We start from the raw sequence: 20,573 nt of genomic DNA, 5'->3' as shown, positions 1-20,573 counted from the left end.
CCTTCAATGAAGAGTTTGTCATCCTTGCGCGTCAAAGCGTCGCCCTATACCCCGTCAATCGATGGGACTGATAGAATCGCCGCCGGTTCACATGAGGTAATTCCATGCACGATCCCCACAGCGAACGCATGAGTGGTAGCGAGACCCGCGCAGCAAGCGGTCTGGCCCTGGTGTTCGCTTTCCGAATGCTCGGCATGTTCATGGTGTTGCCGGTATTGGCGACCTATGGCATGGACCTGGCTGGCGCGACTCCGGCGCTGATTGGCCTGGCCATTGGCGCCTATGGCCTGACCCAGGCGGTGTTCCAGATTCCCTTCGGGATCATTTCCGATCGCATTGGTCGGCGCCCGGTCATTTACCTGGGGTTGATTGTCTTCGCCCTGGGCAGCGTGCTGGCAGCGAATGCCGACTCGATCTGGGGCGTGATCGCCGGCCGGATCCTGCAGGGCGCCGGGGCGATTTCCGCCGCGGTCATGGCCTTGCTCTCCGATCTGACTCGCGAGCAGCACCGTACGAAAGCCATGGCCATGATCGGAATGACCATTGGCCTCTCGTTTGCTGTGGCGATGGTGGTCGGCCCATTGCTGACCCGCGCCTTCGGCTTGTCAGGGTTGTTCCTGGCGACCGGCGGCATGGCGCTGCTGGGGATCGTCATTGTGATGTTCATGGTGCCGCGCTCCACCGGTCCGCTGCAGCATCGTGAATCCGGCGTCGCCCGTCAGGCTCTGATGCCAACGCTTAAACATCCCGACCTGTTGCGCCTGGACCTCGGCATTTTTGTGTTACATGCGATGTTGATGTCGAGTTTTGTCGCCTTGCCGTTGGCGCTGGTCGAAAAGGCCGGCTTGCCCAAGGAGCAGCACTGGTGGGTTTACCTCACTGCGCTGCTGATTTCGTTCTTCGCCATGATCCCGTTCATTATCTACGGCGAGAAGAAACGCAAAATGAAACGAGTTTTGCTCGGTGCCGTCGCGACGCTGATGCTCACTGAGCTATTCTTCTGGCAGTTCGGCGACAGCCTGCGAGCTCTGGTGATTGGTACGGTGGTGTTCTTTACTGCGTTCAATCTGCTGGAAGCTTCACTGCCGTCGCTGATCAGCAAGGTTTCACCGGCAGGCGGCAAGGGCACGGCGATGGGGGTGTACTCCACCAGTCAGTTCCTCGGTTCGGCACTGGGCGGGATCATGGGCGGCTGGATGTTCCAGCATGGCGGTCTGTCGGTTGTGTTCCTCGGATGCGCAGGTCTGGCTGCCCTCTGGTTGGCCTTTGCTGTTACCATGCGTGAACCTCCCTATGTGACGAGCCTGCGCTTGCCGTTATCGCCTGAAGCGATCCGCGAAGCGGGTCTGGTTGAGCGCCTGCTGGCCGTCGTTGGGGTAACCGATGCCATCGTGGTTGCTGATGAAGCGGCCATTTACATCAAATTGGACACCGAACTATTGGATCGCACCACCCTCGAGCGCCTGGTCAACGACCCGGCCTCGGCAGCGTGCGAAGCCTAGGAGAACGTTATGGCCCGTGGGGTTAACAAAGTCATATTGGTCGGCACTTGCGGCCAGGATCCCGAAGTTCGCTACTTGCCTAACGGTAACGCCGTGACCAACCTGAGTCTGGCGACCAGCGAACAGTGGACCGACAAGCAGACAGGCCAGAAAGTCGAAAAGACCGAATGGCACCGCGTATCGATGTTCGGCAAGGTTGCGGAAATTGCTGGCGAATACCTGCGCAAAGGTTCGCAGGTGTACATCGAAGGCAAGCTGCAAACCCGCGAGTGGGAAAAAGACGGCATCAAGCGCTACACCACTGAAATCGTGGTCGACATGCAAGGCACCATGCAACTGTTGGGCGGCCGTCCACAGGGTGACCAGCAGCAAGGCGGCAACAACTACCAGCAATCCGCTCCGCGCCAGCAGGCTCCGCGTCCTGCTCCGCAACAGCAGCCACAGCGTCCAGCCCCGCAACAGGCTGCACCGCAACCGGCTCCGGATTTCGACAGCTTCGATGACGATATTCCGTTCTGACGAACACCTGAGAGGAAGATGTAAGGTTTTTCCTTGAAAGCCCCTATTTAGGGGCTTTTCTGATGATTTTCCATTGTAAAGATTTTTAATCTAATTTGGCTCGTTTCGAATTTATGCACTACCTTGAGAAACGTAAAGTTTTCTTGGGGGGCTATCCTCATGAGCTTATTGGCGATCAGGCACGTTCAGTTCCGCCAAGGCGAGCGGCACAAATTGTTGGTGAATGCGCAGACCGGTATTCCCCTGTATTACCCCTCTCTGTTTATCACCACCCAGATCCGCGCCTGTGGTTTCTCCGTGTCGACTGTGCAGGCGTCACTGACCGCACTCAAAGTCCTGTATGCCTGGCAGGCGGTGCGAGGCATCAATCTCGAAGCGTCGTTTTCGGCAGGCAATCTATTCCGACTTGAAGACATTACGTCCCTGGTGGGTTTCAGTGCGCGCCTGTTAAGCGAGGAGCGCCCACGTACGACCGTCAAGGTAGTCCGACTCAGGCTCAATGCAGGACGAGCCGTTACACGCAGCGTTAATAATGTCTCCGCTCAGACTCAGTTTTCGCGGCTGAGCACGATCTCAAAATACTTAGGCTTCCTGGCCGAGACTTTGCGTGTTGGGCGGACCAGCCTTCTTGCTGACGGTGCGGTGAGCGAAATGGTCGAGCGGATCAACGCCTACAGACCGAAATCTTCTCAGTTGACGGCAGTGGACCGGGATGAGAAGGGCCTGGACCAAAAGGTCGTAGATGAGGTACTCGAGCGCCTTCGATTTGGCCATCCCAAAAACCCTTTTGCTGATAATGGGGTTCAGCAGCGTAATCATCTGATCGTCACCTTGCTCCGCTATCTGGGCATCAGGCGCGGGGAACTGCTGAGCTTGAGGGTGGAGGACGTGGATTTCGGTAGGTCCACGCTCAGCATTGTCCGACGCCCGGACAGCCCACTCGACAGCCGTCGGCACCAGCCGCTGGTTAAGACTAAACCACGGAAAATTCCGATCAACGACGTGCTGCAAAAAGCACTAAGTGACTATATTTTTCGATTCAGGGCGAGCTTTCGTCTGGCAAGAAAGCACCCCTATTTGCTGGTCACCCACAAAGCCGGTCCAACTCAGGGCAGTCCGATGTCGAACAGCAGTTTTGGCAAGCTGATGGCCACCGTTCAAGGCATGGCCCATGATTTCGCAGCCATTCATGCCCATGCGTTCAGGCATACGTGGAACTATGATTTTTCGTGTGTTACGGACGCTGCAGGCAATATGACGCCTGAACAGGAGCAGAAGGCGCGGGCTTATCTGATGGGCTGGTCCGAAACCTCCGGCACCGCTATTACGTACAATAAGCGTCATACCAAAGAAAAGGCAGCCAAGGCGGCATTGGAGTTTCAACGGGCGCTTAAACGTCAGTAGGAGTTGTCCAATGCACAATGCGGATCAGAAAATCAATGCTCAGCCGATATCTCGGTCTCGCGACGGATGGGAGTTCTCTAAAGCTGACCGTACTTGGCGCCTTAATAAAAATACTAAGATCGAACTAGAGTGGGTTGACGATTTATCCGAAGAGCTAAGGTGCTCATTTCTGAAAACTTTGCATTATTATGCGGTAAATAATTCATCTTCACATACTCGCAACATGGCTTATCGGGCGAAAATGTTTTTTGTGTTTACCAAAGGTCGCTTGGATACAGACACGCTGATCGCATACCGCGCTAATCTGAATGTATCGACAGAGCATTATCTGGGTTCACTGAGAGGTTTTTTTGTTACCTGGTATATGCAAGGTCACCCAGGGATAAATGAGGAGTTCATTAGGACGTTACAGGCTTGGGTGTTAAAAGGAAATGAGATTGGGCGCGCAGTCCTGCAGATGGACAGTCAGAACGGTCCGTTGACGGACATTGAAATGCAGGGCGTGCTTGATGGTGTTATCACGTGTTATTCAACGCGTCGTTTGGGGTTGGAGACAGTCGCTTTGATCCTCACGTTACTCCACACGGGGCGGCGTTCGATCCAAATAGTCGCCCTAAAGATCAAGGACGTGCGGGCAACCACAGTAAATGGCATCGCCGGTTATGAAATAAATTTTCCACGCGCTAAGCAGCGCCATGCTCTGTGGCGCTCCACATTTAGAAGCTACGCCATCGATGAAGATCTATGGCTGATATTGCAATTGCAGGTAGTTGAGACTGTAAAAAAGTTGCATTCGCTCGTTGAGTTTCCTCTATCGGACTCTCTTATCCAAGAGCTTCCGCTTTTTCCTGATTTTTCAGCCGTCTCGTGTCAGACAACCGAGAAAGATTTGTTTGATCTCTTGCAGTTCGATTATGTCCACGCGACCGTTAGCATATGTAATGCTGCTTTGACCGGTTTTTCGGAAAAGTGCAGCATATTCTCCGAAAGGACGGGGAAGCCTCTGGATCTGAGGTCGCGCCGTTTTAGGTATACGCTCGGGACTAACCTGGCCCATCAAGGTTACGGCATTGCCATCGTGGCAGAGGTACTGGATCACTCTACTTTGCAAAGTTCTGGCTGTTACATAAGAAGTCTGTCTGACATTGTGGAGCGTATTGATAAAGCGGTGGCTCAACAACTGGCGCCGTTGGCTCAGGCCTTTCAGGGTGTTTTGGTGACATCGGAGCGGGAGGCCGTTCGAGGAGACGATCCCGGCAGCCGCATCACCAATGGGCGGGTGAATGTTGGGACGTGTGGCAGCTATGGCTTTTGTGGAGCATTAGCGCCTATCGCCTGTTACACCTGCACGCACTTCCAGCCATGGCTGGATGGGCCCCATGAAGAGGTACTGACCGAACTTCTTGCCAGCAGTGATCGAGTGTGGGGCGTCACGCAGGACGTCAAAGTCGCCTCGGCCAATGACCGACTGATTCTTGCGGTAACGGAAGTGGTCCAGCGCTGCACGCGAGTGAAGAAGGCGAGTTCGAATGGCTAAGATATTCAAATTTACGCCCGGTTCCGATACCAACGCCAAGGCGAATGTCCAAGAGTTTATCACTCGATGCCGGGAGGGCCTCGACGTGTTTGGGCCAGAGGTGAATTGGGACAGTAATTTTTGGACCGGGGTAGTGGGCTTCACCAAGGCTGGAGTCAACCCGCGGAAAGTAAGTGCTGCAGACCTGCTGAATTCGGACATTATTCCTTTTGCGAAGGCCTATGTTACATATCGTAAAGCACACAATCCGAGCGCGCGGGATCCTGCCAGGAGTATTGTCCCTATTCGCTGTATCGAGCCGGCTTTGCTGAAAATTAAGAAAGTTGCCGATATATCTCTAGTGGATCCGGTGGTACTGGATCACGCTGCAGCGGTGGCGCGTGAGTGTTACCCATTTAGTGGAAACATGGCCAGTTCAGAGCTGAACCGGTTCGTTAAGTTTTTGCTCGAGCACAAGTTGGTAAGCAGAGCGTTTCATTGGAAGTGCTCGATTCCGGGACCCAAAGGGGGAGGCAGAACCGATCGCGAGGGAAAGAAAGCCAGTCAAGATAAAATGCCACCCGAGCATGTTTTAAACTACATGGCAGAGATGTTTTCCAATAATCCGCAAAATTTAGCCGATAAGTACGTGGTGTCGCTATTTGCGCTGTTGATGAGCGCACCCGCACGGATTTCTGAAGTTCACGATCTCCCACTTGATTGTTTGCATTCAGAAAAAGATCGGTATGGTTCGCCGAAGTTGGGGCTGCGTTTTTATTCAGGTAAAGGTTTTGGACCTGCGGTGAAGTGGATTCCCACTGTGTTTAAGGATGTGACAGCAAAGGCGGTTGAGCGACTCAAAGAGTTGACGGATGAAGGTCGACGCGTGGCTAAGTGGTATGAAGATCACCCCGACCAATTTTATCGGCATGCGGCTTGTCCTGCGGTGGATGACAATACGCCCTTGACTGTTACGCAGGTCTGCGATGCGTTGGGCGTCAAGTATCGTGGGCTCCCTTGCTTCGCACGAGCATTTCTCAAAAATTTAGCTAATCCCATAGCGAGTTTTCTTCACGAAAATAGCATTACTTTGGACGAAGTAACCTTGGCCATTCTCAATCGATATGCGCGCTCGCGGTTACCCAAAGATTTCCCCTGGAAAAATAAACAGTTGCAGCTCAAGTGGTCTGACAGCTTGTTCTGTATGCGGGCAAATGAACTGCATCATCAGCGAGGCGTGTCGCCGATTATCATCTGGGGGCCGGGCAGCAGTAGCATCAGCAGTGCGTTGTCCATCACCAGCGGCACCCGAGAGATGCAGACCGTATGGGATCGAAATGGCTATAAAAATCCGGACGGCAGTCGCGTCAGTTTGACCACCCACCAAGTGCGTCACTTTTTGAATACCACCGCACAGCGTGGTGACTTGGGTCAGTTCGACATAGCGCGCTGGTCAGGACGTGCAAACGTATCTCAGAACAACACCTATAACCACATGACCGATGACGAGCATCTGGAAAAAATAAACAACTTTCCTGCGCTCACGGCTTTGGCGGGTCCGCTAGGAAAAATTGCCGCTCATGCGCCGGTGACATTGGCGGACCTAGGCGCCATCGGCGATGTGATGGCACACGTCACCGAGTTCGGATTTTGTGTACATGATTACTCGATGCTGCCTTGTCAGAAGCACAGGGACTGTTTGAACTGTGGTGAGCAGGTGTGCGTTAAAGGTGATGATGAAAAGCTGGCTCGACTGACATTGCAGCGCGACGCGATTGCCTTGCAACTCGCCCAGGCGGAACAGGCATTGGGAGAGGGCTATTACGGCGCGGACCGCTGGACAGTCCATCAGCAAAAAACCTTAGATCGGGCTAACCAACTGATCTCGCTGCTACAGGCGGATGATCTCGAGGCGGGGGCGCTCGTACGGTTGAGAAATGATCAAGAGTTCAGTCCACTAAAACGTGAACTATCAGCGACAAGTTCTCAGCCTAAGCTGTCTGAAGGCGTTGCTTTAGAAACTAAATCACTTGCTCAGGAGCGGTGATGGCAAAACATCTGACGAAAGTCGATATCGAAAAAATCCTTCACGCGTTGGACGGTTGGGAGGGGCGTCTCACGTGGGAAGCGTTGTGTGATTCGATGCCGCCGCTGATTGGCACGCGACCCACGCGCCAAACTTTAAGTGCTCACCTAAAAATCCAAGAAGCATTTCAGCATAAAAAAGGCAGGCGCGACCTGAGTGTTGGAGCCAAAGTCCCCGTCTCTCTCTCTCTGGCAGCACAACGTATCAAGCGCCTGGAGGAAGAAAATGCCCGGCTACGCAATGAAAACGAGGGGTTATTGGAGCAGTTCGTTGTCTGGCAATACAACGCCTATTGCCACGGTTTGACGGAGCAACAATTGGCAGCACCACTCCCGAGAGCCCGGAGAGGTTCTTCAGAGAGCTAAGCTAGGTCTAGGGGCCCCGTAGTCATGTCACAGGAACACAAATGCTCGGCAGAGGTCTGCAGGCATTACGCCATCTACCAGGCGCGGCTGTTAGCAACTTTGCGTCAGCCTAGGGTATGAGGAGTTATTGCGAGGCAAACGGCAGCGGATAGGGCAATGAGTATCGGCTGACGCGCGTTTTTGAAGCCGGGGTGTCAGGTCATTGCTGGCACGTCAGGTAGAGTGGCGCATAATTTAAAATAACGGCTCTTTCTGCTTTGTTCTAGATTCAGGTGCCTGTTCCAGGCGCTCGATGAAAATCTCCCTGCGTTGAGTGTTCTCATTGACCGTCAAGCTGCGATCGCCGTCTACGTAGGTAATATTGTTTTGCACTTTATAGAGATAGGCCTCCGAGCCTTCATCGCTCAGATGCTCTATCTGAAACAATCGCTCCATACGCCAATCGCCACTCTCATTCAATCGGCTTGGCGTAACGAGGTGAATGCTTTCCACGTAGCGCCCAGCGTGGGACGCTGATAGCAGGTCGTTTAACAGCGTAACACTGTCGATCATCAGAATACTTTTTACCTCAATGGTCTGGGCTCTCTCCACAGTACTCACATAAAACCAAACATGTGCAAGCGTGAGCTCCACGTATTTCCACACTCGGTAATCATCGCCAAATAGGCGACCAAACATGGGTTCCTCTGCGGCGATTGGTGTTCTGAACATCAGGTCATTTCCTCATAATACTCAATAGAGTATAGCGCTTTATTCTTTGTAAAGGCTTTATCGTTCCTTTTGCGAGCACGGTAAATGGAACTGAAAAAGGCATTCGGATTAGCGGTTCGCGACATCCGACTCAGTAAAGGCCTATCCCAAGAGGCCTTGGGTCCAAGCCAGCCCTTCGTTAGCGATCTAGAGCGCGGCATAAAATCGCCGAGCCTTGAAAAAATCCATGATCTAGCGTCTTCGCTTGGGGTGCATCCCTCGACATTATTTGTTTATTGCTGCATTAAGGCTGATGGAGCAAAGGAGTCCACAGATGAGATTATGGCTCGCGTGCTGGAGGAGTTGAGCTCCATTGAATTGCGCGGCAAGGGCTAGATGGCCTCTGTTTCGGTAATGAGCCTTAAATGCATCTTTTTTTGTATGATTTTTTCAGGGCGTTCCAAGCAACGACTGAGTTTTTGACAGTTTTGGCTGACTTTCCGCTCGTGATGGGAGGCATCGTCGATCCATTGGAGTTTTTTACCCAATGGTAGAAATCGACCACCTGAAGGCGTTCGTTTCGCGCGGCAGATGACTGACTACCAGAGGCGGTCTACCTATCAGTGCCTCGCGAGGATTAGCACCGCCGAGGTTCGTCCGATGCACTTTTACAAAATAGATAGTTCGAGATGACAATTTTCACGGTAGCGTAGAAGCCACTATCCAGTCCGCTCTAGGAGCATTGTGATGGCTGTGAGCTATAAAGGTTTAGATTTTCCAACGGTTTTGCATGCTCGGTGTGGGCCAGGACTGCTCTCTAATTTGAATGGCCCCCTGACTTTTAGACACAATTGACTGATAGAGGGACGGATAGCGACGGTCTGGCACGACCGTCGCTGTGAATGAACACACCTCCGTCTGCTCCGCCATTTCCAAGGCATCATCGACTTCGATTCCCAAGTACCTGACAGTGCTTTCAAGCTTTGTATGACCAAGCAGGAGTTGGACCGCTCTCAAGTTCTTCGTCCTGCGATAAATCAACGAAGCCTTGGTTCTCCGTAGCGTGTGAGTGCCATACATGGTTGGGTCAAGGCCGATGGTTGTCACCCACGCTTTGACTATTCGAGCGTATTGCCTGGTGGATAAATGCTCCGAAGCGTGCAAGCGGCTCGGAAACAAGAAATCCTCACTGCGGAGACGCGCCTGGCGCATCCACGCTTCCAGAACCGTTCGGGTCTGTTCAGTGATTTCAAATTGCACTGGGTGTTGAGTTTTCTGCTGCATCACGATGGCCCGTGACGACACATGCTCCCCATGGGCAATGTCTCGGAACCGCAATTTAGTTAAGTCACAGGCACGCAGCTTGCTATCGATGGCCAGATTGAAGAGCGCCAAATCACGCGTCTTCTCAGCAAGCTGAAGTCTTATTCGGATAGTCCAGATATCTCTGACGCGGAGCGGGGCTTTCTGACCGACAAGCTTTCCCTTGTTCCAAGGCTGATGGCGGTATCTAGCAGCAGTGTTCATGGCTCGTCCTCCACGTTAAGGGAAGACAAGGGTGGATCGGTCGCAATGGCTGGTGGTGGCTATCAGCCGCATAGCTGCCTGCAAAGGCATAAATCGACCCTTAGCGGACGTTCCAATCGACCTTCCTTGTCATATGGCACTCAGCATCTAGACTCCTGAACACATAAATGGGGAGCACGGATGCTGAAGCAAAGCCTCTAGAGGGCCCCGCAGCAATCCGACGCTTCGATTGAAAACGCTTCCATGCAAGGACATCGAAGATGACTCACGCGTTAAAAAAGCTTTCAGTCACAATGATGTTGACCGCCTCGACGCTGGTCGTCGCGCTGTGCTTCACCCCGATGATCAGTGCGGAGGAACAGGCACCTGCTTCTCCACTGCTCAAACAGCTCAATAATGGCAACTGGCTCGATCCGAAGGAGGCCGAGTCCCTGCGTGACGAGTTGTACTACCAGCGCGCGATTCACGCCTACATGACCATGCTGCCGGCACTCAATGTCATTGGCTTGCGTGACGGATCGGAGAAAGCGTTCGGAAGCGGCTACAACGTGCTGCCAATCTGGAAGCAGCGTATGGATTCACGCGCCATGGTGCCGACGCCCAATGCGGACGTGATCTATTCCATGAGCTATCTGGATCTGAAGAAAACCGGGCCGCTGGTAGTCAAGGCGCCACCTAACGTCATCGGCATGTTCACCGACTTCTTTCAGCGTACGCTCACCGATGTCGGTGCCGTGGGGCCAGACCGCGCGCGAGGCGGCCTGTATCTGATTTTGCCACCGGACTACACCGGGCCGGTGCCGGCCAGCTATTTCGTTGTCAAGTCGCGTACTTATAACGTGTTCTTGTTCTTCCGCACCGTGATGGCCAAGGGCGACGGCAAGCCTGACCCGGCGCCGGCGGTTAATTCTGCGGAAACTACGCGAGTCTACCCACTGTGGGCGACGGAGAAGGACGTCAAGCCCATGGAGTTCCCTGACGCCAGTGGCAAGGCGTTGAATATGATGTATCCAACGGACAATGAGTATTGGACCAAGTTGAAGGCGTTTGTCGACTACGAACCGGTAGAGGCAATTGACCCGGAACTGCGCGGGGTGCTGGCGTCCATCGGAATCATCAAGGGTGAGCCGTTCAAACCCACCGAGCAGCAACAGGCCCTGCTGAAGAAGGCGGTCGAGATGGCGCCTCGAATGATCCTGGCTAACCGCCAGTTGGGGCGCGAGGACAAACGTAATCTCTACTATGCGGATCGCCAGTACGAGAACACCTGGGCGGGTGGCACGGCGGAGTGGATGCAAGAAAGTTACCTGGACGTGAGTCAGCGCGCTAACTTCTTCCAGTTTGCCTATTCATCGGCACCGGCAATGGTGATGCACACCACTGGCGCCGGTTCCAAGTATCCGTTCACCGCTCGCGACAAGGACGGGAAATATCTCGAAGGTGGCGGCACCTACAAGCTGCGTCTGCCGCCGAATGCTCCGGCAGCGTTGTTCTGGGCTGTTACGGCGTACAACATCACCGACGGCACCATGCCGCAGACCAAGCAACTGATGCCCTCCACCAACGGTTATTACGACATTCCCAAGCAGTCGGACGGTTCCATCGAAATCTGGTTCGGGCCGGACAAACCTGCTGATGTCGCGGACTCCGCGTTCATCCAGACCATCCCCGGTCGCAATTTCTTGGTCGCCTTGCGCCTGTATGGCGCGGAAGACGCGTTCTACGACCAAACTTGGAAGCCTGACGATGTCGTCAAAGTGAAGTAATGAACAAAAAATCGGGCCCATCGATGGTGGCAGCGGCGTGTCGGATGACCGCTTCTGCCGAATGGCATCAGACCTCCCATCAACCGGAGGCACTGCTGAATCACTGACAAGCTGTACTTTAATTTTTGCAAGGAGCGATTGCGATGAAGTTACTGGCACCCACTACTGTCCTGTTGAGTCTATTGGCAACGAGTATCCATGCTGCACAGGCCGAGGATAAAACACCCCTCCTTACCTTGGATGCAGCCCGAAAATTGGAGTCGACGCTGGTCAACGAAAAGAACGTTGCTGTTACCCCAGAAAATTTCGCTTTCGCCACGCTAGATGAGTCCATGCAGAATGAGGTGAAGCTCGGCGCGACCAACAAGTTCTATAACCACCGCAAACCCATGGAACTCGACAAGCAGCCAGCCGTGCTGATGAATCGCGATACGCTGTATTCCTTCGCCATCATCGATGCGTCTCACGGCGCCACCATCCATGTGCCCAAGGGCGATGGCCGTTACACCTCCGTGCACGTCATGCAGCACGACCACGTTACCGACAACGTCTACTACGGCGAGGGTGAATACACCATCGACCCGAAAACAGTCACCAATTTTGTTGTGGTCAATATCCGTACTCAGGTGAACCCGAATGATCCAGCCGACGTGGCGAAGGCCAATGCCATCCAGGATCAGTACAAGGTCAGCTTCCCTGCGGGTTACACACCCAAAGCGTTCAAGGCCATTGACTGGAACCAGGAGCAACTGAAGCAGGTGAAAGCGCACTACGTGAAAGTCGCCGACACCCGTGGCGTGAGCAAAACCATGGGGGCTCGCGGCTCGATCCCGCAGGATGACATCAACGTCGGTGTGGCCGTGGCGACCGGGCTATTGCCCGACCAGCATGCCTGGTATTCGTTCAAGTCGTACAAGGTCAAGAAAGACACCTGCTACACCGCGAATTACCCCGTGCCTGGCATGGCCAACCCGCAGTTGGGGTTCTATTCGATGACGATTTACGGGAATGATCTTTACCTGCACACAGAGGAGGGCTCCAGCCTTTCGAACCACGAGATCGTGCCCAACAAGGATGGCAAGACCTTCACCCTGCACTTTGGCAGCCCGCAAAGCTGCGGCAAGGATGCAGCGAACTTGCTGACCGCACCCACGGACAATTGGACACTCGCGTTCCGGGTCTATATGCCCGACAAGTCGGTTCAGAACAACGAGTACAAACTGCCGGAGCCAAAGCCTGTCAGCCAGTGATCATTGACCAATAGGGGCGAAGTATGGGGATGGATAAACCATGTTGGAGTATGGGGGCGACGCTCGTCGCAATCCTGGGGTTCATGCCGGGGGCTCAGGCAGAGGACTCGGCAGAGCTGGCCAAGAAAGCGCTTAATCCGGTCGCGGCCATGTACAGCCTGCCGGTGCAGTACAACTGGGATCAGAAGATAGGCCCGACCGGTGACGGCATGCACAGCGTCACCAATATTCAACCGGTGCTGCCGTTTTCATTAAATGATGACTGGAATCTTATCTCCCGTACCATCCTGCCGGTCATCGACCAGCACGGTTTGGCAGCCAATGGCGCGGCGGACAAATCCGGTGTCGGCGACATCACCCAGAGTTTTTTCTTTTCGCCCAAACAGCCCACTGACAGTGGATGGATACTCGGAGTGGGCCCGGCGATTTTGATTCCCACCGGCAGCGACGAGTTACTCGGTAACGAACAGTGGGGGATTGGTCCGACCGCCGTTGCCTTGAAGCAGGAAAACGGCTGGACGCACGGTATTCTGGCCAATCATATCTGGGGCTTGGACGGCAGTCCGCCGGATGACAAGGACAAGGTCAACCAGACCTTCCTGCAACCCTTCCTCTCCTATACCACCAGCACGTTGACCACGTGGGGGGTGAACACTGAATCAACTTACAACTGGCAATCACGCGAATGGTCGGTGCCGGTCAACCTGACGGTGACTCAATTGCTGAAAATTGGCGGCCAGCCACTGACAGTGCAAGCGGGGCCGCGCTATTGGCTCGACAGCCCTGACGATGGTCCACAAGGTTGGGGTTTTCGTTTCGCCATCACCATGCTATTCCCACGCTGAAAAACACTTTGGCCAGCTGGTGTCCCGCCCGCTGGCCAAAGCTTGTTTAAGGGTTTGCAGAATCTCAGCGCTGAAGTGAACCGCCTAATTGACGGCAGTTGGTTCCGGTATGGTGTATTTGCCGCTGATAACACCTTCGCCAGGGCGATAGATGCGCATGCCGAGGTACCAGTTATCGCCCGGTGTAGGCAGCCAATTCGCAACCTGCCCGCACTTCTCTTTCGGGCCGTAGTGCACGGTGAAGGTGCCGTCTTCATTGAAGTGCATGGCGCGATTGTTCAGGTTGGAGTCTTCGCTTTTCAGGTATTTATCGGCCCCATACATCGTGAAGGAAAAGAACCCGCCCTCCAGAATCTCGGGTTTGGCATAGGTCGCTTTGTAGCATTTGTCGCCACTCAAACCGTAATCACGGTAGAGGTACACGGCATCTTTCGCCGGCAAAAGCCCAAGTGCAACTGACGCACTGAGTCGAAGCATTTCCGGCTTGATGACCCCACGAGCGCCTGAGGTGTCGTTGAAATTCGTCAACTTGGCGGCTTCTTTTTGATACTCGGAACGCAGTTTCATACGGCTGGCTTCGTCCCAGTCGACGATTTTGTATTCCTTGGGCACCGTGCCTTTTGGCCAATTGACCTTGATGCCATCCTGAAGTGTTTTGACGTTTTGGGTGTCGCCAGGATCGTTAGGATTGATCTGCGTACGCATGACCACCGCCGCAAACTCGGTTTTCGACTTGATCTCGAAAGTCCCCGGCGCATAAAAAACCTGATCGGTGAAGTCGTCGTTCTGCATGATCATCGCCGACTGATAACGATTGTCAGCTGATTTCGGTAAGGTGATGGTTGTGCCCTCGGGCACGTAAAACACACCAAATGAATACACCGTGTCACGGTTCATGGTGACCGCAGGCTGCTTGTCCAAGGGCATAACCGCCCTATCGTGGCGAAAGGCGTTCGACCCCACATCTTTGACGATATTTTTATAGGATTCGTCCACTTCGGCGCGGGCGTAGTTGTCAGGCGTCACCTGCTGTCCGGCGTGTGCAGTGGCTGTTCCCAAGAGGGTAATACAGAGCAAAATCTTTCTCATGCTTATCATTGGTTCTATTCCTTTATTTCCCATCGACTGCAATTAAGAAGTAGTTGCGAACCTGACGAGAGTGTCGACCAGGTAATCGAGATCGCGTGAAGGAAAGTACGATTAACCTCCAGCCCGAAGCGTAGTCGAGAAAAGAGATGATGCGGGGCATGCCGAAAGCTAAACGGGCAGTTCTGAAACTGTCCAACTATCGACCAGAAGCCATTCTTGCCATATGACACCTGCCATCTAGACTCCTAGGCGTCGGTCGGGGAGCACGGATGCTGGGTGTCCGCTACACAAGACTTTCACACCAGCCCATCAATTCGACTCTACGCCGCAGATGTCAAACCATGCGAGGAAGTCGACGATGACACACGCTTTAAAAACCCTTACATCAGCCATGGCCGTTCTGGCCTTCTGTGCGCCTTCGCTCCACGCTGAGGAGCAAGCTCAAGTCAGTCCTGCGAGCCTTACGCAGCCGACAAGCGATGTGACCATGCACATCGAGTACGCCAAGACCATTGCGCGTATGGCATATGTGTGGGGTTGGCCAATGGTGAACATGCTCAACCGCAGTCAGACCATCACCAAGGCGCCCAAGCCAGGTCTGCTGGGTGGGATTCTACCGGTGGCACCCTTCGGCCACGTCTCGATGTTGCATGATTACATTCTGCCGTCAGAGACCTTCGTCACTTGTCCAAACCAGGATGTGACCTATGGCTTGGGCTTTTTCTCGCTGGACGAGCAACCGGTCATTGCGCAGGTGCCGGATTTCGGTGATCGCTTCTGGGTCTATGCCCTGTACGACCAGCGTACCGACCAGTTTGGCGAAGTGGGTAAGCCTTACAAAACCAAACCCGGGTTTTATCTATTGGTCGGGCCCAATTGGAAGGGTGAGAAACCTGAAGGCGTCGAAGGCATCATCCGCAGTCCCACGGCGTTGGCCAACGTCATACCACGGGTGTTCATGGACAGCACGCCCGAAGATCGCAAGGCTATTCAGGAGAGTCTCAACCAGATTGTCTTTTACCCCCTCAGCGATTTTGACGGGAAAATGAAAACCGTTGACTGGAAGCAATCGCCCATCATCCCTAATCCGAATGCATCCTCTGCCAGTGCCGGTGAAACCAAATGGGTGATCCCCGAGAAGTTCTTTGATGAGTTCCCGCAAATACTGAAAATGGTTCCACCGCTACCCGGTGAAGAATCACTCTACGCTCAATTTCGGCAGTTGATGGATGCCGCAGCCAAGGACCCTGCCATCAAGCAAGCAATCGTTGAGGTAGCCAAGCAAGCTGAGCAGGAGGTGATCAAACCGTTCTTCCAGTGGAAATATAACGGTCGTCCGGCCGGCAATGGCTGGAACCGATCCGCCAACAACGCCCAGTGGGGTGTGGACTATTACAATCGCACCGGCACGGCCAAGTCGAACATGTTCGACAACCGACCCAATGAAACTCAATATTTTTACAGTGATCTTGATGGGGCCGGTGCTCAACTCAATGGTAGTCATGGCTATGAAGTCACCTTCGCCAAAGGGCAAGAGCCACCGGTTCAGGGCTTCTGGTCACTGACGCTCTACAACCAGCATCACTTGTTTAGCGACAACCCGCTCAAGCGTTACTCCCTGGGCACCAAGAACAAGGATCTGAAGCACAATGCCGATGGTTCGCTGACGCTGTACGTGGGACCAACATCGCCGGGCAAGGACAAGGAAACCAACTGGCTGCCTTCGCCAAAAGAGAACATCTCTTTGTACATCCGAGCGTATTGGGGTGAGCAGGCCATCCTCGATGGTAGTTGGAAGCCGCCGGTCATCAAGAAAGTCAAATGATGCTGGCTCGCTAGCGGCCGAAAGCCGGTCAATAGCAAGATTCTGGCTCATGCCAAATGACTGCTTTTGGCCGGTCGCTGCCTATCGCAACGGGCAGCAAACGGCCAAATGCAGCCATTCGGCATGACTGCGGGCGACGCGTAACTGGCGATTAGAATTATGCTACAGAGGACTTTTATCTAAATATTCAAAGCGTTATAAAGCTATGCAGCGATCCATAGCGCATTGAAATGCAGAAGTAATCGAGCTTCCTTCACTCCCCTGGTAGGCCTAAAGCTATGAGGAAAGTGAAGGAGTCAAGACCGCAGAACTCACGAGGATTCAACGAGGCAAGGTTTTCGTGCATAGAACAACCGGGCCATGATGCTGGTGTGTGCGACCGCAAACGGTCTTCTATGTGCGTGATGCATCCTGCTCAATATACTTCCTGACTAACCTTAGCGTCTAGCTCTTTAGAAAAATCGAATTCTCCCCATTTGGTGAACCAATACTCGCTATACTTTTGAATTCTCAGCAGGTAGTTTGCAGGCAAGCCGTATAACTGTAAAATCCTGATCTTGGTCTCGTTACTCACGAAGGGGCATGCGGTAAGATCTAACGCTAAATGAATCATTTCAGAGTCACCGACCAACGAGTCCTGCTTCAGCCTGAATCTCTCCAGTATATGTTTTTCCAAAGCGCTTCTTAGTAATGAATAACGAGATTTGTTCTCTATATAAAAAAGAAGAGTCACTATGGAGAAATAATTCAGACTAGATTTCGCTTGATAATGACCATCTAAAAGTTCAAAGCCGAAGCTATAGCCAAGCACTTTTTCATCTATACGGTAGTTTTTACCAAGTTGGCGCATTAAAACCAGAAGATACATAACCTCAATTTTCGCACTTTTGCCATCTGAATTATGATCCATAACACTTCGGCATCTTTCGTATATCACTTGCGAGATCAATGCCTCATAGCTTAACCCTATGGGCTCTACCTTATAGAAAGAAAGAACGCGCTGACATATTCGACAAAGCTTAATGGTTGTGTTGACTTTTGGCGATACCGCATAGATAAAAAACACAAAACCTAGAAGAGCTTCCATTGACTTTGAAAAACTCTTATCGGTACCGCTGACTTTCTCTATTTTTTTATAAGAATCAATCAAAGAGCCTATTTTGCGTTCGACGACTGAAAGGGAGTAATTGAGAATTTCGCCGTAGTTAACGCCAGAGGTTGCAAGAATGGACTTAAAGTCCGTTATAAGCGAAGATCTGCCAATATAAATTTGCCCCCGTGGCAAGGTTTCTCCATCCTTCACTTCTGAAGCGATTTCATAGACTAGTGCACGATCAAAAAGATCTGAGATACGCTTTTTTGCGATAGATATCGGCGTGATTATAGGGCGACCTAGAGTTTCCTCCTTTCCCTTGTTCAATGATAGCTTATATAGCTTTAAGCTTTCCTGAAGTGTCATTTTTATTTGATGGCAAACTTCGTCACTATTATAGAAGACAAAGTAATCATCTACGTAGCGATAAATTTTGAAATCCGTGTTATGTACATATCCCTTTTCAAGCAATTTACCTGCAATATCAATATCAACTGCCTGGAGGATTATTTCAGCAAAAATTCTTGAAACCTCAGGGCCGATTAGTATTCCGTTAGTTTCGTTATGGTTCAACCTTTGCATCAATGAGTCAAATTTGCCCGCAAATGACCCTAATATAGTTTTAAGATTCTGCTTGGCAAAATCTTTTCCGTATATCGCCCATGCTAACGAGTGAGTATATATGCTATCAAAACATCCTGAAACGTCGAATTTCGTAAGATTTCGGAAATCACGTTCGCTTAGGAGATGTTCTCTCGACTCGTAAAACTTGAAAACATTACTGAAGCGCTCATATACGAAAAAAGACTTCAAGTTCTCATAGTTTTCGCCATCTACTTCTACCAAAGTATCAGATTTATCCTGTCGCTCAATTTGCGAGCGAAAGTCAATATAAGTGCACCCAGCAACTCGTCTTGGTGATCGCAGACTGAATTCACTTCGACCAGTGTAATATATCATCAGATCTTTAAATTGGTCGTAGAAGTCTACCACCAGTAACTGACCCTTAGGATGCATTAGCGACAACTGGCGCAACTGATCCTGTTTATGCGTAGTCGAGAAGACGAAAGGAACGGTATGAACAAGGTCTGATTTGTCTAGGTCAATTAAGGATACAGATCTGTCATTGTCGGCAATATGTTTAACAACCTTAGTTGACTGAACACCTAAAGCCATTTTTACAAGATGGTCCAGCACGTCATCGCGATACCTCCATGAAATTCTATTTCCGTTAAATTTAACATCGTGCTCACATAGGAATCTATAAAAGTACCTATTCGAAAAGACTATCGGAACTTCATATGGAAGCACATCAGACAACACCACCCGCTCTACAGGAAAATTTATAGATAATGCTTTTTTTCTAGACATGCTTCCAACCTCGCGAAAGCTCTGAAAGCTCCTTGGAATCAAAGTTTCTAAATAATTTTTCCTTGAAACCTTTTTCAAAAGATAGTTTCGAGAGCTTTCTAACCAATGATGGACTAGCTACGCTTTTTAGTTTGTTGCGAAAATAGTGATCTAGCCCGGAAAGCTGGCTGGCATCAGTTATATATTTGTTACTAAAGTAGACACCGATGAAGGCGTTGCTTTTCCTATTAAACAAGCGCATATTACCGGTTAAAAAAAGACACCTGAGTATCAATTCCTCTTCAGACTTCTCCGGAATGAATGTGAACTTTGAGTTGTAATCTGAGAAAGCCTTATCGATGCGCGATCTATATTTATTAATTTTTCTTTGACTCAGTTGCACACCGGAAGAGCTACTAGATACGTCAAATGTATATCCAAGGTAATCAAATTTACCTTTGAACTCATCGAGCAAATCAATGGTTTTCGTTTTATCGTTAAATTTTAGCCCCTTTCCACGAAGTATTTCACTGAGAGTCTCTAAATATTTCGCTGCGAGTTCCTTTCGCTGAGGGGCGTACATAAGAACCATGTCATCAACATATCTGGCGTAATAAAATAAATCATCTTGCCGTCTAATTTCAGCGTCAATACTCGACAGATATATCTCAGATAGGTATGCACTTATTCCTATGCCGCGGGGCAATCCGTTTTCGTCCCCAGAAACGACGACATAATCTTTCATTAGTCTCGTTAAAATTCTTTTAATCAGTACCGATAGCTCCGGGGCCTGGTGAATTCCATCAAGCAATTCCTTGTGTCTGACAGACTCATAAAACGACTCGACGTCCGACCTTATTATGTATTTCGGTACGCCATCTAAAGCCAATGACTTTATTTGACTAACTAGTATATCGCGTGACGGCATGCGGATCTCATAAAGAACCTTCAGTGTTCTCTGAACAAATCTAATCGCGAGAACTTGATCTAAACTATTCCCGACTCCGTAAACTTTTTTCCCGCCAACGAGAGCTGGTAGTAGAGCTACATTTATTCTGAATTCTTTTCCACTAATTATCTTAGAGACTCTCTCAAGCTCAAGATCAATTAAGCGGCCGTGCTGCATTTTGCGCTTGTCTATAACCAGCGCCAGGCGTGATATACGCTTCTCATAGAGCGCTGGCGTAATTTTCCCAGTGCGGAATCGGTACTTCGAAAATGATCTAAGTTTGTTCAATTCGTAGAGTTTTACTCTTATATCGAAGGCAGCAGGAATATACCGTTCTTCAAGATCTCCACCCTTCTCTCTATCACCTTTGAGCAGATCATTAAGATTCTTTATTGAGAAAGACTGATCCATAGACAATATGACCCTTCCATAATTTATTCTTGTTAAGTAGCTATTTCGATATGCTCACTATGGGACTGTACCCGATTTGCGAGTCGCGGTACCGGTCTAAAGACAGATTTGGCTGGGCAATGCTCGTTTCAGCTGCACACCCTCCCAATGCAAAATCTCCAACGAATCCGCAATTGGTTGAAGAGTCTTCTGACTTTCAAGTCATCCGATGGGGGCGCTTTGGGCCGATCTCTGCCCGTCGCCACCGTCATATTTGGGGGGGGTTCTGCGCCGAAAGCTAAAATTCGGGACGGCAGAAGCCGACTCCTCTCAGCTATTCAAGGTACTAGCGAACAAGATGATGCAATCCAATTCGGAAATTTTTTGAGTTTTTAAAATGTTAGGAC

At 51.3% G+C, this 20,573-nt stretch carries 15 protein-coding genes and 1 pseudogene; 11 read left to right on the top strand and 5 right to left on the bottom strand.

Annotation, left to right across the window (positions count from 1 at the left end):
* Positions 1-104 precede the first annotated feature (104 nt).
* The 6 genes from KW062_RS26230 (at position 105) to KW062_RS26205 (ending at position 7,392) form a co-directional block, all read left to right on the top strand.
* Positions 105-1,502: an MFS transporter gene (locus tag KW062_RS26230; protein ID WP_027617695.1), complete on the top strand. Its 1,398-nt coding sequence runs from the start codon at positions 105-107 to the stop codon at positions 1,500-1,502.
* A 9-nt stretch (positions 1,503-1,511) separates the two neighbouring features.
* The gene (locus KW062_RS26225; RefSeq protein WP_027617696.1) at positions 1,512-2,021 is read left to right on the top strand and encodes a single-stranded DNA-binding protein; all 510 of its coding nucleotides are present in this window, start codon (positions 1,512-1,514) and stop codon (positions 2,019-2,021) included.
* Between the two features lie 159 nt (positions 2,022-2,180).
* Positions 2,181-3,425 (top strand): tyrosine-type recombinase/integrase, encoded by a 1,245-nt coding sequence (locus tag KW062_RS26220; RefSeq protein WP_105754390.1) that lies wholly within the window; start codon positions 2,181-2,183, stop codon positions 3,423-3,425.
* Between the two features lie 10 nt (positions 3,426-3,435).
* A complete protein-coding gene (locus tag KW062_RS26215; RefSeq protein ID WP_105754391.1) occupies positions 3,436-4,962 on the top strand; it encodes a site-specific integrase in 1,527 nt (508 codons plus the stop codon).
* On the top strand, positions 4,955-6,988 hold the full coding sequence (locus KW062_RS26210; protein ID WP_105754392.1) for an integrase: 2,034 nt from the start codon (positions 4,955-4,957) through the stop codon (positions 6,986-6,988). Before KW062_RS26215 ends, KW062_RS26210 begins: the two co-directional genes overlap by 8 nt.
* On the top strand, positions 6,988-7,392 hold the full coding sequence (locus KW062_RS26205) for a hypothetical protein (RefSeq protein WP_105754393.1): 405 nt from the start codon (positions 6,988-6,990) through the stop codon (positions 7,390-7,392). Before KW062_RS26210 ends, KW062_RS26205 begins: the two co-directional genes overlap by 1 nt.
* Positions 7,393-7,626: 234 nt before the next feature.
* Here KW062_RS26205 and KW062_RS26200 read toward each other — a convergent pair whose 3' ends face one another.
* Positions 7,627-8,103: a hypothetical protein gene (locus tag KW062_RS26200; RefSeq protein WP_105754394.1), complete on the bottom strand. Its 477-nt coding sequence runs from the start codon at positions 8,101-8,103 to the stop codon at positions 7,627-7,629.
* An 84-nt stretch (positions 8,104-8,187) separates the two neighbouring features.
* Here KW062_RS26200 and KW062_RS26195 point away from each other — a divergent pair, with 84 nt between their 5' ends.
* The gene (locus tag KW062_RS26195) at positions 8,188-8,478 is read left to right on the top strand and encodes a helix-turn-helix domain-containing protein (RefSeq protein WP_105754395.1); all 291 of its coding nucleotides are present in this window, start codon (positions 8,188-8,190) and stop codon (positions 8,476-8,478) included.
* A 513-nt stretch (positions 8,479-8,991) separates the two neighbouring features.
* Here the strand turns inward: KW062_RS26195 and KW062_RS26190 are convergent.
* Positions 8,992-9,609: pseudogene (locus KW062_RS26190) on the bottom strand (tyrosine-type recombinase/integrase); the annotation flags it as partial.
* A gap of 260 nt (positions 9,610-9,869) precedes the next feature.
* On the opposite strand from KW062_RS26190, the gene KW062_RS26185 reads away from it, so the two are divergent.
* The 3 genes from KW062_RS26185 (at position 9,870) to KW062_RS26175 (ending at position 13,470) form a co-directional block, all read left to right on the top strand.
* Entirely contained in the window at positions 9,870-11,375 is a 1,506-nt protein-coding gene (locus KW062_RS26185; protein WP_177433251.1) for a DUF1254 domain-containing protein, read from the top strand.
* 143 nt (positions 11,376-11,518) lie between these two features.
* On the top strand, positions 11,519-12,625 hold the full coding sequence (locus tag KW062_RS26180) for a DUF1254 domain-containing protein (protein WP_105754397.1): 1,107 nt from the start codon (positions 11,519-11,521) through the stop codon (positions 12,623-12,625).
* A gap of 50 nt (positions 12,626-12,675) precedes the next feature.
* Complete coding sequence (locus KW062_RS26175) at positions 12,676-13,470, top strand: transporter (protein ID WP_256351152.1); 795 nt, start codon at positions 12,676-12,678, stop codon at positions 13,468-13,470.
* 84 nt (positions 13,471-13,554) lie between these two features.
* Here KW062_RS26175 and KW062_RS26170 read toward each other — a convergent pair whose 3' ends face one another.
* On the bottom strand, positions 13,555-14,559 hold the full coding sequence (locus KW062_RS26170) for a DUF1214 domain-containing protein (RefSeq protein ID WP_105754465.1): 1,005 nt from the start codon (positions 14,557-14,559) through the stop codon (positions 13,555-13,557).
* Positions 14,560-14,917: 358 nt separating this feature from the next.
* On the opposite strand from KW062_RS26170, the gene KW062_RS26165 reads away from it, so the two are divergent.
* On the top strand, positions 14,918-16,384 hold the full coding sequence (locus tag KW062_RS26165) for a DUF1254 domain-containing protein (protein WP_177433253.1): 1,467 nt from the start codon (positions 14,918-14,920) through the stop codon (positions 16,382-16,384).
* 415 nt (positions 16,385-16,799) lie between these two features.
* Here KW062_RS26165 and drt3b read toward each other — a convergent pair whose 3' ends face one another.
* Entirely contained in the window at positions 16,800-18,848 is a 2,049-nt protein-coding gene (drt3b, locus tag KW062_RS26160) for an antiviral reverse transcriptase Drt3b (RefSeq protein ID WP_105754400.1), read from the bottom strand.
* Positions 18,841-20,187 carry an antiviral reverse transcriptase Drt3a gene (drt3a, locus tag KW062_RS26155; protein WP_105754401.1) on the bottom strand — a complete coding sequence of 449 codons (1,347 nt, stop codon included), beginning with the start codon at positions 20,185-20,187 and terminating at the stop codon, positions 18,841-18,843. Before drt3a ends, drt3b begins: the two co-directional genes overlap by 8 nt.
* Positions 20,188-20,573: the final 386 nt, after the last annotated feature.

This window comes from Pseudomonas fluorescens (genome assembly GCF_019212185.1).
Lineage (GTDB): Bacteria > Pseudomonadota > Gammaproteobacteria > Pseudomonadales > Pseudomonadaceae > Aquipseudomonas.
The sequence above is the reverse complement of the archived record's forward strand: the minus strand, read 5'-3'. Positions and strand labels throughout refer to the sequence as shown.